Here is a 12,902-nt window from a genome sequence, read left to right as displayed (position 1 = left end):
AGGACACGACCGCCGGCACGCCGTCGCTAAACCAATAGCGGTAACCGGGCCAACGGCCCTCGAATCCTTGCCCACGACCGAACGCCGCCTGCAGGGCGGTGCTTGAGTCTTGGGGGCAACGGTTCGCGTGCATGGTCGTCTCCTGAAATCTCCCCATCATCCTGCCGTGTCGTGGCACCGATGACAAGCACTCGATGGGCCAGGCGCCAACGATGGCCTCCGCTAGGGCAACCGCATGAGGCGCGCGGGCGTTCATGCAGCGTTGCCCTAGCGCAGGTGTCGGCCACCATCCACCGGCAGTGTTATTCCGGTCACATAGCGGTTGTCGAGCAGGTAGCGCAGGCTTTCGTAGATCACCCCGGGGCCGGGGATCGTGCCCAGCGCCGACTTGGCCCTGGCCTTCTCGGCATAGGCCTCGTCGTCGTTCTCGCCCAGCATGATCATGGCCGGCGCGATGGCGTTGACCTGGATCGAGGGGGCGTAACGGGCGGCGAAGGACAATGTCAGGTTATCCAGGCCCGCCTTGGAGGCCGCATAGGCGATATGCTTGCGCGACCCTCGAGTCGCCACGTAGTCGGTCATGTGCACGATGTCGCGCAACGGCTCGCCACAGGCCTCGAGGAGATCCTGCGCCTCGAGGTTGATCAGATAGGGCGCCAGCATGTGCACCCGGAACAGGTGCTCGAAGTTGGCGCCGGCCTCGTCGCCTTCGACGTCGGGTAGCCAGTCGCTGGCATTGTGGACGACGGCCCGCAGCGACGAGGTGGTCTCCCTGAGCCGCGCGATGAAATCGCGAATTCCCGCCTCGTCGCCGAAATCGGCCTGCAGGGTCTCGATGCCACGCTCGCGCAGGGCGTCCAGCGCCGGGCGTTCGCGGCGATAGCTGACGATCACCGGATGCCCGTCATCGCACAACCGTTCGGCACAATGCCGACCGAGACGCTGTGCGCCCCCGGTAATCAGGATCGGCGCCGCACTCATGCCCGCGTCTCTCGAACCAGGCTGCCCACGGTCGGCACCAGCGGGTCCCGAGGCGCATAGGCGAAGACATCGGAGAACACTCGGGACGGCACCAGCCCGAACGAGGCCAGGACATCGACACAGGCATAGACCATGCCCGGCGAGCCGGACAGGTAGACATCATGGGCGGAGACATCGGAGAGCTCGCGGGCCAGCACCTCGTCCACGCGACCATGGTGCCCGTTCACACGCTCGGCCTCGAAATCCTCTGCCACACCGGCTTCGCTGACGCCGTGAAAGTGGACGTTGGGATGCCGACCGGCCCACTCTCGGGGCAAGCGCTCCAGGTAGAAATCGCGTCGCTCCTTGGCGGCCCACCACAGCTCGACATGGCGCTCGGCGTCCTCGGCCAGGGCCGCTTCCACGATGGCCTTCATCTGCGCGAAGCCGGTGCCGGCGGCCACCAGCAGCAGCGGGCGCCGACTGTCGGGGTCGAGCACACAATCGCCGCCAGGCAGGCGCAGCGTCAGTTGCTGCGCCTCCACCAGCAGTTCACGCAGCTTGGCGGAGTTGCTGCGCTCCGGCCAGTGCTGGATGTGCAGTTCGATGCGACCATCGCCGCCATGGGCGTTGGCAATGGAGAAAGGCACCCACTCCCCGTCGCCGATATCGAGCTCGAGATACTGTCCGGCCGCGTGGGCCACGGCCTCGGCGCGGCCTTCCAGGTAAACGCGAAAGACGTCGGGGGTGAGGTCTTCGACCTCGATCACCCGGCAGGTCAGGGTCCTGGCTGTCATGCATGCCTCTTGTCGGTGTCGGGGAATTCGATGCCAAGTTCCGCCCAGCGCTCGCTGACCCTGGCCTTCACGGCCTCGTCCATGACGATGGGTCTGCCCCACTCGCGCTCGGTTTCGCCCGGCCACTTGCTGGTGGCGTCCAGCCCCATCTTGGAACCAAGCCCCGCCACCGGGGAGGCGAAATCCAGATAGTCGATGGGCGTGTTCTCGACCATCACGGTATCCCGCGCCGGATCCATGCGCGTGGTGATGGCCCAGATGACGTCCCGCCAGTCGCGAGCATCCACATCGTCGTCCAGCACGACCACGAACTTGGTATACATGAACTGGCGCAGGAAGCTCCATACGCCCATCATCACCCGCTTGGCATGGCCCGGATACTGTTTCTTCATGGTCACCACCGCCATGCGGTAGGAGCAACCCTCGGGCGGCAGATAGAAGTCGACGATCTCGGGAAACTGCTTGCGCAGGATGGGCACGAACACCTCGTTGAGGGCCAGCCCGAGTACCGCCGGCTCGTCGGGGGGACGCCCGGTATAGGTGGAGTGGTAGATAGCGTTGCGCCGCATGGTCATGCGCGTCACGGTGAAGACCGGGAACTCCTCCACCTCGTTGTAGTAGCCGGTATGGTCGCCGTAGGGACCTTCCGGTGCCGTGTCGTCGGGGTAGATGACGCCTTCGAGGATGATCTCCGCCGAGGCGGGCACCTCGAGATCGGAATGACCACACTTGACCAGCTCGGTGCGCGACCCGCGCAGCAGGCCGGCGAAGGCATACTCGGACAGGGTATCGGGCACCGGCGTCACGGCACCGAGGATGGTCGCCGGATCGGCACCCAGCGCCACCGCCACCGGAAAGGGCTCATCAGGATGCGCCTCGCGCCACTCCTGGTAGTCCAGGGCACCGCCTCGATGGGACAGCCAGCGCATGATCAGGCGGTTGCGCGAGAGCTTCTGCTGCCGATAGATCCCCAGGTTCTGACGGGACTTGTTCGGCCCGCGGGTCACCACCAACGGCCAGGTGATCAGCGGCGCGGCGTCGCCCGGCCAGCAATGCTGGATGGGAAGACGGTCGAGATCGACCTCGTCGCCTTCATGGACCACCTCCTGCACCGGCGCCTTGCGCACCGTCCTGGGCCCCATGCTCATGACCTGCTTGAAGACCGGAAGCTTGTCCAGGGCATCGCGGAACCCCTTGGGCGGTTCGGGCTCCTTGAGGAAGGCCAGCAACTCGCCCACCTCCCCGAGCGCCGCCACCGACTCCTGCCCCATGCCCATGGCGACCCGCTTCGGCGTACCGAAGAGGTTGCCGAGCAGCGGCATGTCGTGGCCCTTGACGTTCTCGAACAGCAATGCCGGGCCCCCGGCCCGCAGAGTGCGATCACAGATCTCGGTAACCTCGAGATAGGGATCCACCTCGGCGGTGACCCGCGTGAGCTCCCCCTGAGCCTCCAGCGCCGCGATGAACTCGCGCAGATCCTTGTACTTCATGCGACCTTCCCGTTTCCCGAACGACACACAGCAAAAGGGGCAGCATATCATGCCGCCCCTTCGCGATGCTGCGCCTGGCAACCCAGCATCGGCGCATCGGATTGCCGACGACAGGCCTAGGAGGAAGCATGCTCCTTACCCCTGGCGCAGGACCTCCTCTGCGACCTGCCCCCGGCGCCACTTGCCTTGATCTAGCCGCCGAAGCGTCGAGAACTGGGCATCAGGAGCGTCATGAGCGCAGCGGAGACAAGGCGAATCCGAGCGAGGCCGCGGAGTGTACGAGTCGTACATGAGCAGGCCGAGTGAGGATTCAACGCGGTATACGCAAGCGCAATAGCTCCTATCAGCGCCGCTTCATGGCCTCGAAGAATTCCAGGTTAGTCTTGGTATCCTTCAAGCGGTCGATCAGGAACTCGGTGGCCGCCACGTCTTCCATGGGATTGAGCAGCTTGCGGAGGATCCACATGCGCTGCATCTCCTCCTCGGAGGCGATGAGGTCCTCGCGGCGCGTACCGGAGCGGCGGATATTGAGCGCCGGGTAGACGCGCTTCTCGGCCAGCTTGCGGTCCAGGTGGGCTTCCATGTTGCCGGTGCCCTTGAACTCCTCGAAGATCACCTCGTCCATCTTGGAGCCGGTATCGACCAGCGCCGTGGCGATGATGGTCAGGCTGCCGCCCTCCTCGATGTTGCGCGCCGCACCGAAGAAGCGCTTGGGCTTCTCCAGGGCATGGGCGTCGACACCACCGGTCAGCACCTTGCCCGAGGACGGCACCACGGTGTTGTAGGCCCGAGCCAGACGCGTGATGGAATCGAGCAGGACCACCACATCGCGTTTGTGCTCGACCAGCCGCTTGGCCTTCTCGATGACCATCTCGGCGACCTGGACGTGGCGTGCCGGCGGCTCGTCGAAGGTCGAGGCCACCACCTCGCCACGCACCGTGCGCGACATCTCGGTGACCTCCTCGGGCCGCTCGTCAATCAGCAGCACGATCAGGTGGCACTCGGGGTTGTTGCGGGTGATGGACGTGGCAATGTTCTGCAGCATCAGGGTCTTGCCCGCCTTGGGCGGGGACACCAGCAAGCCACGTTGCCCCTTGCCGATGGGCGCGGTCAGGTCGATCACGCGCGCCGTCAGATCCTCGGTGGAGCCGTTGCCGATCTCCATGTGCAGCCGCTCCTGAGGAAACAGCGGCGTGAGGTTCTCGAAGAGGATCTTGTGCTTGGCATTCTCCGGCTTGTCGAAGTTGATCTGGCTGACCTTCAACAGCGCGAAGTAACGCTCCCCTTCCTTGGGCGGACGAATCTTGCCGGAAATGGAGTCGCCCTTGCGCAGATTGAAACGCCGAATCTGGGAAGGCGATACGTAGATGTCATCGGGGCCGGCCAGATAGGAACTGTCGGCACTACGCAGGAAGCCGAACCCGTCCTGCAGGATTTCCAGCACACCATCCCCGTAGATGGCCTCGCCACTCTTGGCGTGCTTCTTGAGAATGGCAAAGATGATGTCCTGCTTACGGGAGCGCGCCAGATTGTCGATGCCCATTTCGCGGGCAATCTCCAGGAGTTCCGGCACGGGCTTTTGCTTGAGTTCGGTAAGATTCATCGGTGTGTTCAGACGTTGCTCTTGAAAGCCGGGCGGTATGCGCCGTGATGGACAGGAGGCGAGACGTAAACGCCATAATTGGGTGCGTTCAGAACCCGGACAGGCTGCTCTCGTTTGCGTGAACCCTATGGCCATGGAGGGACAACCGCCGCGTATGGGGATGTCTGCCATGAACGTGATATCGAGGGAGCAGGTTAGTTTCGCCTGAATCAGCGGATCTGGGCTGAAAGCCAGAATCACGGACTGATGCAGTGGGCTATCTGACGACTTGGAGTTTGACCGCGGCGCAGTCGCCATTGAGCGGTCGGGAAGCATTCGGAACAGGCGAACGCCCCGATACTAGTCAACGCCGAGACGAAACGCAAGCCCCGTGCGTTTGACGATTGACAAGCTCCGAAGGGGCCCGCAACCTTTGGCCAGTCACCCTGAAGGACCCGTCATGACAGCGCTCAAGGACAGCCCGGACGCCGCCCCCGGCGGCGCAGCAACGCCCACGCAGGACGAGCCGCGACGCCTCGCCGCCATCGACCTCGGCTCCAACAGCTTTCACCTGCTGGTGGCCAACTATCAGCACGACCGGCTACAGGTGGTCGCCCGCAAGGGGGAAAAAGTCCAGCTGGCCGATGGCGTCGGCGACGACGGCCTGCTCGACGAAGACGCCATGACCCGGGCCCTGGACTGCCTGGCACGCTTCGCCCCCTTCCTGGAAGACATCACGCCACGCAGCCTGCGCGTGGTCGGTACCAACGCCCTGCGCAGCGCCGACAACAGTCAGGATTTCATCGACCGGGCCGAAGCCCTGCTGGGCACCCGCATCGAAATCATCGCCGGCCGCGAGGAAGCGCGCCTCATCTACCTGGGTGCGGCGCATGCCCTGGCCGAGGATGGTCGACGCCTGATCGTCGATATCGGAGGAGGGTCCACCGAGCTCATCATCGGCGAGCACTTCGAGCCACTGGCCCTGGAAAGCCTCAGCATGGGCTGCGTGACCTTCACCCGGCGCTTCTTCACCAACGGCGAACTCAGCGAGAAACGCATGCGCCGCGCCGAACTGGCCGCGCTTTCGGAGCTCGCCAACATCCGTCGTCCCTACCAGAAGATCGGCTGGCTGGACCCGGTCGGTTCCAGCGGCACCATCAAGGCCGCCGCCGCCGTGATTGCCGCTACCGGCAAGTCACCGGAAGGCGTGATCACCCGCCAGGGGCTGCTCGATCTGCGCAAGCGATTGATCAAGACCAAGCGCCTGGACAAGGTCTCCCTGAATGGACTCAAGGCCGACCGCGCACGCGTCTTCCCCGCCGGGGTCGCGATTCTCGTGGCCATCTTCGAAGCCTTCGACCTGGAAGAGATGCGCTACGCCGATGGCGCCCTGCGCGAAGGCGTGCTCTACGACCTCGTCGGCCGCAACAGCCCGGAGGATCCACGCCTCAAGACCCTGGATGCCCTGACGCATCGTTATGACGTCGACATCCGGCAGGCCGACAACGTCGCCGCCACCGCCCTGGGATTGCTGGAACAGGTTCGCGAGGCCTGGGCGCTGGACGACGACCAGGCACGTTTCCTGGAGTGGGCGAGCCGACTGCATGAGATCGGTCTGGCTATCTCGCACAGCCAGTTCCATCGCCACGGCGCCTACCTGCTGGAGCACTCCGACCTGTCGGGATTCTCGCGTCCCGAACAGCGCCTGCTCGCCTTCCTCGTCCGCGCCCACCGACGCAAGTTCCCGATCAAGGAGTGGCAGGCCCTGCCCGCCTCCGAACAGGCCCCTCACGGTCGCCTGGCGCGTCTGCTGCGCCTGGCGGTGCTGCTCAACCACTCGCGTCCCGAACAGCCGCCCGCCCGACCCGAGCTGCGCGTTTCGGGCGAGGCGCTGGCACTGCACTGCGACGAAAGCGAAGACCCCAACCTGCTGCTGGCCGACCTGGAGCAGGAAGTCGCCTACCAGAACGCGGCCGGGATGACGCTGACGCTGACCTGAAGCGCTCAGGGCGCTCGCCATCCCTCGGCGAGTGCCAGCCATCCCTCGGGGCTACCCACCGCCACCACATGGTCGCCATGCCAGACCACCCATGACCGATCACGCTCCCAGGGGGGCAGGCCCAGTTCCTGCAACAGGCGCTTGAGATCGCGCCGACCCCGCCCCGGCAGTGGCAGGCGCTCACCGCCCAGGCGAGGCGCCAGCGTCAGGCAAACGGCGGCACCATCCTCGCGCACGAGGCCCATGCGAAACTCGCCCAAGGGCGTCGCCAGTGGCGACCGACCATCCCACTCGGTCCGCCAGGCAAGTGGCAGCGGCGCGGGGGTCGCCAGCAAGTACAGCATCTTGCGCCAGACCCGCGCCTCGGTTTCTTCCCAGGCGACCCGAACCTCGGCATCGTGTCGAGCATCGAGCTGGTCGAGCAGGCTGGTCAGACGCCTGGCCGGCGGCGGCGACAACCCCAGGCGACGCAGGCAATGTCGAATCAGCAGGCGGCAACGCGGCGCCGAGAGCTCCCTCAGGGGCGCGATGGCCAGACAGCCGGGATCGCCCCCCATCCGAGCCAGGTCCTCGGCGGCGAACTCCTCGAGCAGGCCATCGGTCTCGCCGACCAGCCCGGCACTGCATGCCAAGGATGCCCCGGCGTCGGGCCAGCGCTGCTCCAGCAACGGCATCACGCGATGACGCAGAAAGTTACGGTCGTGCAGGACCTCGGCGTTGCTCGGATCCTCGACCCAGGCGAGTTCCCGACGCGTCGCCTCGGCCTCCAGAGCCGCGCGCGACACCCCGAGCCAGGGCCTTGCCAACCGCCCCCCGGCCTGCTCACGCTCGACGGGCATGGCTGCCAGTCCTCGCGGGCCGGCACCACGCAACGCCGCCAGCAGGAAAGTCTCGGCCTGATCGTCACGGTGCTGGGCCAACCAGAGCGTCTCGCCCACCCCAACCCGGTTTCGAAAGGCCGCATAACGGGCTCGCCGTGCCGCACCTTCCACCCCTTCGCCACTCGACACATCGACATTGACCCGCTCGACGTAAAGCGGCACGCCAAGGCGTGAGCACAAGGCTCGACAATGGTGCTCGAAGTCATCGGCCGCCACCTGCAGACCATGATGAACATGCAAGGCACGCAGCGGCCGCGGATGACGACGGCTCGCCTCCGCCGCCAGCGTCAACAGAAGGGAAGAATCGAGCCCCCCGGACAGCGCCACCCAGACAGCACGCCCCGGCGGCGTCGCCGCCAGGGCCTCATCGAGCAAGGTCTGCAGGGAGGAGGACTCGAGACTCATGGGCAGGGATACCGCTCGGGCTCTCTGATGGAAACGTCATCGCTGTTCCAGCCAACGCATTTCCCACAGCCCTGTGGGCCACAAGGCAAAAACCGGCGAGAAAGCAGAGTTTACATGTGGGTAAATGAGCATTTCGACCGGGCTGGCGCACCAGCCGGTTTTTAACGCCGCATGGCCGAGAACAGAAAGGACCTTACACCGGGGCGCCGATGCTCATCAGTTTCTCGTAACGCCGCTCCAGCAGCGCGTCGGTGTCCATGGCCTCGAGACGGTCCAGGCTCTCCAGCAGGGAGGTCTTGATCCGCTCGGCGGTGACCGACGGCTGGCGATGGGCGCCGCCCAGGGGTTCGGGGATCAGGGTATCGACGAACCCCAGCTCCTTGAGGCGCTCGGCGGTAATGCCCATGGCCTGGGCCGCCTCGGAGGCCTTGTCGGCGCTCTTCCACAGGATGGAGGCGCAGCCTTCCGGCGAGATCACCGAATAGGTCGAATACTGCAACATGGCCAGCTCGTCGCACACCCCGATGGCCAGGGCGCCGCCGGAGCCGCCCTCGCCCACCACGGTGGCGATGATCGGGGTCTTGAGGCGCGACATCACGCCCAGGTTATAGGCAATGGCTTCGCTTTGTCCGCGCTCCTCGGCGTCGATGCCGGGATAGGCGCCGGGCGTGTCGATGAAGGTCAGTACCGGCATGCGGAAACGCTCGGCCATCTCCATCAGGCGACATGCCTTGCGGTATCCCTCGGGGCGCGGCATGCCGAAGTTGCGGCGGACCTTCTCATGCACGTCGCGGCCCTTCTGGTGACCGATGACCATGACCGGTTTGTCATCCAGGCGCGCCACGCCGCCGACGATGGCAGCGTCGTCGGCGAAGCGGCGATCGCCGTGAAGCTCATCGAAGTCGGTGAAGACGTGTTCCAGGTAATCCAGGGTATAGGGGCGTTGCGGATGCCGGGACAACTGAGAGACCTGCCAGGCACTCAGGTCCTTGAAGATCGACTCGGTGAGCTTGCGGCTCTTGTCCTCGAGCCGACCGATCTCGTCATTCAGATTGACCTGGCTGTCGTTGCCGACCATGCGCAGTTCTTCGATCTTGGCCTGGAGCTCGGCGATGGGCTGTTCAAAATCTAGGTAGTTAGGATTCATGGGCTAGCCTTGTCTCGTCGGCCGCGGGATGACCGGGGAAAAATCGTCGAATGCCGGGCATTATCGCACCCTGACAATCCCACGCAAGGCGAGTCCCGTACACGACACGCAGACCCGCCGCCCGATTATCGATACTTGAGGCGCACACCATCCTGCCCCTGCACGTCGCGCAGGGCGATCAACAACTCATCGGTGGGCTGGACCCGCCATTGCTCGGCCAGTTCCAGCCATCCGGAGGCCTCGGCATTGCGATAGCGCAACCGCACCGGAAGCCCGCCGTCATCGCGATACGGCGCAAGGCTGTCGCGCAGGCTGTCCACCAGGCGACCGTTGACCCCGCCCCCATCGAGCGACAACTCCACGGCCTGGCCATAACGGGTCCGGGCATCGACCATCGGGGTGACGTCCTTGCCACGCAGCCGGAGTCCGCCGGAATAGTCATCGGTGGAGACCTCGCCCTCGATGATCAGCACCTGGTCGGTATCGATGCGACCGCGCAGGGAATCGAACAATTCACCGAACAGGGAGGCCTCGATGCGACTGGTGCGATCATCCAGCGTCACGAACGCCATGGTGTCGCCGCGCTTGGATTTCATGGTACGCACGTTCACCACCAGCCCGGCCACACGCTGCGGCTCCCGGGATGGTTTCAGGTCGACGATCCGGGTCGAGACGAAACGCGCCAGCTCATGCTCGTACTCGTCGATCGGGTGCCCGGTGAGGTAGAGCCCGAGGGTATCCTTTTCGCCGGCCAGACGCTCCTTGTCGGACCAGTCGCGGACACGGCGGTAATCCGCGTAGGCATCAGCACCGTCATCGCCCGATTCGTCGGCAAAGGCTTCACCGAACATATCCATCATGCCGAGGTTCTGGTTGGCCTGATTCTGGGCGGCGGCCTTGAGGGCATCATCCAGCGACGCGGCGAGCACCGCGCGGCTGGGCCCCAGATTGTCCAGCGCGCCCGCGCGAATCAACGCCTCGAGGGTACGCTTGTTCATGCGCTGGGGATCGACGCGTCGACAGAAATCGAACAGATCGCGAAAGCTGCCTTCCGAGTCTCGCGCTTCGACGATGGCCCCGATGGGGCCCTCGCCCACGCCACGGATCGCCCCCAGGCCGTAGATCACGCGCCCCTCGGCATCGACGGTGAACTTGTAGCCGCCGACATTGACGTCAGGAGGGGTCACGGTGAGCCCAAGATGCCGGCATTCCTCGATCAGCGGCACCACCTTGTCGAGGTTGTCCATCTCAGTGGACAGTACCGCCGCCATGAAGGGGCCGGGATAATGCGCCTTCAACCAGGCGGTCTGGTAGGACACCAGCGCATAGGCCGCCGAGTGCGACTTGTTGAAGCCGTAGCCGGCGAACTTCTCCACCAGGTCGAACAGGTTGCCGGCCAGGTCCGGATCGATGCCGTTGGCCTCGCACCCCTCAAGGAAGCCGGTGCGTTGCTTGGCCATCTCCTCGGGCTTCTTCTTGCCCATGGCACGGCGCAGCAAATCCGCCTGGCCCAGGCTGTAGCCGGCCATCACCTGGGCGATCTGCATCACCTGCTCCTGATAGAGGATGATGCCATAGGTCGGGCCGAGCACCGGCTCGAGCAGCTCATGCTGGTAATCGGGATGGGGGTAGGCGACCTCGGCCCGGCCGTGCTTGCGGTTGATGAAGTCGTCGACCATGCCCGACTGCAGGGGGCCGGGACGGAACAAGGCGACCAGCGCGATCATGTCCTCCAGCGAGTCGGGCAGCAGGCGCTTGATCAACTCCTTCATGCCCCGGGACTCGAGCTGGAAGACCGCCGTGGTCTCGGCCTTCTTGAGCATGTCGAAGGTCGGCACGTCATCGAGCGGGATAGCGTCGATGTTCAGCGGGCCTTCTCCCCCGGCGGCGCGTACCTTGTCGACCATCTCCAGTGCCCAATCGATGATGGTCAGGGTACGCAGGCCCAGGAAGTCGAACTTGACCAGACCGGCATCCTCGATGTCGTTCTTGTCGTACTGGACCCGGAGGCCGCTGCCATCCTCGTCGCACAGCAACGGCGAGAAATCGGTCAACTTGGTCGGCGCGATCACCACGCCGCCGGCGTGCTTGCCGGTACCCCGGGTGATGCCTTCGAGCTTGAGCGCCATGTCCCAGATTTCCTGGGCTTCCTCGTCGGCCTCGAGGAATTCCTGCAGCTGAGGCTCGTCCCCGATGGCCTTCTCGAGTGTCATGCCGACCTCGAAGGGAATCAGCTTGGAAAGCTTGTCGCCCAGCGAGTAGGGCTTGCCCTGGGCCCTGGCCACATCGCGCACTACCGCCTTGGCAGCCATGGTGCCGAAGGTCACGATCTGCGAGACCGCGTTGCGCCCATATCGCTCGGCCACGTACTCGATCACCCGGTCGCGCTTCTCCATGCAGAAGTCGACATCGAAGTCGGGCATCGAGACACGCTCCGGGTTGAGGAAGCGCTCGAACAGCAGATCGTACTCGAGCGGGTCCAGATCGGTGATCTTCTGCGCATAGGCCACCAGCGAGCCGGCACCGGAGCCCCGTCCGGGCCCGACCGGGACGTCGTTGTCCTTGGCCCATTGGATGAAGTCCATCACGATCAGGAAGTAGCCGGGAAACCCCATCTGCAGGATGATGTTGAGCTCGAAATCGAGTCGCTCACGATAGCGGGCATCGATCTCGGCATACTCGGCGCCATCCCGGGGGTAACGTTCGGCCGGATAGAGGAAGTTCAGGCGCTCGGTGAGGCCATCATGAGAGACCTTGCGGAAGAATTCCTCCTGGGTCATGCCCTCGGGAATCCCGTATTCGGGCAGGAATATCTCGCCCAGGCGCACATCGACGTTGCAGCGTGCCGCGATCATCACGCTGTTCTCGAGTGCCTCGGGGATGTCGGAGAACAGCTCGGCCATCTCTTCGGGCGTCTTGAGATATTGCTCCTCGGTGTAATGGCGCTCGCGCCTCGCGTCGTCCAGCGCCTTGCCTTCACCGATCGCCACTCGCGTCTCGTGAGCCCAGAAATCCTCGCGCTCGAGGAAACGCACGTCATTGGTAGCCACCACCGGCGTCTCCGTCTCGACGGCGAGATCCACCGAGAGGTGCACGCATTCCTCTTCCAGGGCGCGGCCGGTACGCGTCAACTCAAGGTAATAGCGCCCCGGGAAGGCCGCGTTCCATTCATCGAGCAGGGCGCGTGCCTCGGCATGATGATCGGAAAGCAGGTGGCGGCCGATATCCCCCTCCCGGCCACCGGACAGCGCGATCAGCCCCTCGCTCTGAGCCATCACCCAGGAACGTTCGAGCAGTGCCCTGCCCTGCCGTTGGCCTTCCACCCAACCGCGCGAAATCAGCTCGGTGAGGTTTCGGTAACCGGTCTGGTTCATCGCCAGCAGCGTCAGGCGATACGGATGTTCCTCGTCATGCGGGTTGACCAGCCACAGATCGCTGCCGATGAGCGGCTTGAGACCGGCGCCCTGGGCGCCGGTGTAGTACTTGACCAGGGCGAAGAGGTTGGCTTCATCGGTCAGCGCCAACGCCGGCGTCCCTTGATCCACCGCCGCCTTGATCAGCGGCTTGAGGCGTATCAGGCCGTCGACCAGGGAGAATTCACTGTGCACGCGCAGATGAACGAAGGGTGTGGTCATGGTGAA

The 12,902-nt window shown here is 64.8% G+C and carries 8 protein-coding genes; 1 reads left to right on the top strand and 7 read right to left on the bottom strand.

The annotated features are described in order from the left end of the window. Window positions 1-267 precede the first annotated feature (267 nt). The 4 genes from folM to rho form a co-directional block, all read right to left on the bottom strand. Window positions 268-981: a dihydromonapterin reductase gene (folM, locus tag LU493_RS15595; RefSeq protein WP_275288720.1), complete on the bottom strand. Its 714-nt coding sequence runs from the start codon at window positions 979-981 to the stop codon at window positions 268-270. Beyond that, window positions 978-1,757, bottom strand: coding sequence for an NAD(P)H-flavin reductase (locus LU493_RS15590; RefSeq protein ID WP_275288719.1), 780 nt, complete (start codon window positions 1,755-1,757; stop codon window positions 978-980). The genes folM and LU493_RS15590 overlap by 4 nt, the downstream gene beginning before the upstream one ends. Continuing rightward, the gene (ubiD, locus tag LU493_RS15585) at window positions 1,754-3,247 is read right to left on the bottom strand and encodes a 4-hydroxy-3-polyprenylbenzoate decarboxylase (protein ID WP_275288718.1); all 1,494 of its coding nucleotides are present in this window, start codon (window positions 3,245-3,247) and stop codon (window positions 1,754-1,756) included. The genes LU493_RS15590 and ubiD overlap by 4 nt, the downstream gene beginning before the upstream one ends. Window positions 3,248-3,590: 343 nt before the next feature. Then, complete coding sequence (rho, locus tag LU493_RS15580; RefSeq protein WP_275288717.1) at window positions 3,591-4,850, bottom strand: transcription termination factor Rho; 1,260 nt, start codon at window positions 4,848-4,850, stop codon at window positions 3,591-3,593. A gap of 439 nt (window positions 4,851-5,289) precedes the next feature. Here rho and ppx point away from each other — a divergent pair, with 439 nt between their 5' ends. Then, window positions 5,290-6,828 (top strand): exopolyphosphatase, encoded by a 1,539-nt coding sequence (ppx, locus tag LU493_RS15575; RefSeq protein WP_275288716.1) that lies wholly within the window; start codon window positions 5,290-5,292, stop codon window positions 6,826-6,828. Window positions 6,829-6,833: 5 nt separating this feature from the next. Here the strand turns inward: ppx and tilS are convergent, their stop codons facing one another. From tilS to dnaE, 3 genes are all read right to left on the bottom strand, one after another. Then, window positions 6,834-8,114, bottom strand: a complete 1,281-nt coding sequence (tilS, locus tag LU493_RS15570; protein WP_275288715.1) for a tRNA lysidine(34) synthetase TilS — start codon at window positions 8,112-8,114, stop codon at window positions 6,834-6,836. A 193-nt stretch (window positions 8,115-8,307) separates the two neighbouring features. Next, window positions 8,308-9,261, bottom strand: a complete 954-nt coding sequence (locus tag LU493_RS15565; protein ID WP_275288714.1) for an acetyl-CoA carboxylase carboxyl transferase subunit alpha — start codon at window positions 9,259-9,261, stop codon at window positions 8,308-8,310. A 125-nt stretch (window positions 9,262-9,386) separates the two neighbouring features. Continuing rightward, window positions 9,387-12,896 (bottom strand): DNA polymerase III subunit alpha, encoded by a 3,510-nt coding sequence (dnaE, locus tag LU493_RS15560; protein WP_275288713.1) that lies wholly within the window; start codon window positions 12,894-12,896, stop codon window positions 9,387-9,389. Window positions 12,897-12,902 lie beyond the last annotated feature (6 nt).

The organism is Halomonas elongata (genome assembly GCF_029081005.1).
In the GTDB taxonomy this organism is placed as follows: domain Bacteria; phylum Pseudomonadota; class Gammaproteobacteria; order Pseudomonadales; family Halomonadaceae; genus Halomonas; species Halomonas elongata_B.
Note: the sequence above shows the minus strand (reverse complement) of the source record. Positions and strands in the feature narration are given on the sequence as shown.

Bases quoted from the DNA above. Each gene is read 5' to 3' on its own strand.
- folM (WP_275288720.1), bottom strand. From the start codon at position 981: ATGAGTGCGGCGCCGATCCTGATTACCGGGGGCGCACAGCGTCTCGGT.
- LU493_RS15590 (WP_275288719.1), bottom strand. From the start codon at position 1,757: ATGACAGCCAGGACCCTGACCTGCCGGGTGATCGAGGTCGAAGACCTC.
- ubiD (WP_275288718.1), bottom strand. From the start codon at position 3,247: ATGAAGTACAAGGATCTGCGCGAGTTCATCGCGGCGCTGGAGGCTCAG.
- rho (WP_275288717.1), bottom strand. From the start codon at position 4,850: ATGAATCTTACCGAACTCAAGCAAAAGCCCGTGCCGGAACTCCTGGAG.
- ppx (WP_275288716.1), top strand. From the start codon at position 5,290: ATGACAGCGCTCAAGGACAGCCCGGACGCCGCCCCCGGCGGCGCAGCA.
- tilS (WP_275288715.1), bottom strand. From the start codon at position 8,114: ATGAGTCTCGAGTCCTCCTCCCTGCAGACCTTGCTCGATGAGGCCCTG.
- LU493_RS15565 (WP_275288714.1), bottom strand. From the start codon at position 9,261: ATGAATCCTAACTACCTAGATTTTGAACAGCCCATCGCCGAGCTCCAG.
- dnaE (WP_275288713.1), bottom strand. From the start codon at position 12,896: ATGACCACACCCTTCGTTCATCTGCGCGTGCACAGTGAATTCTCCCTG.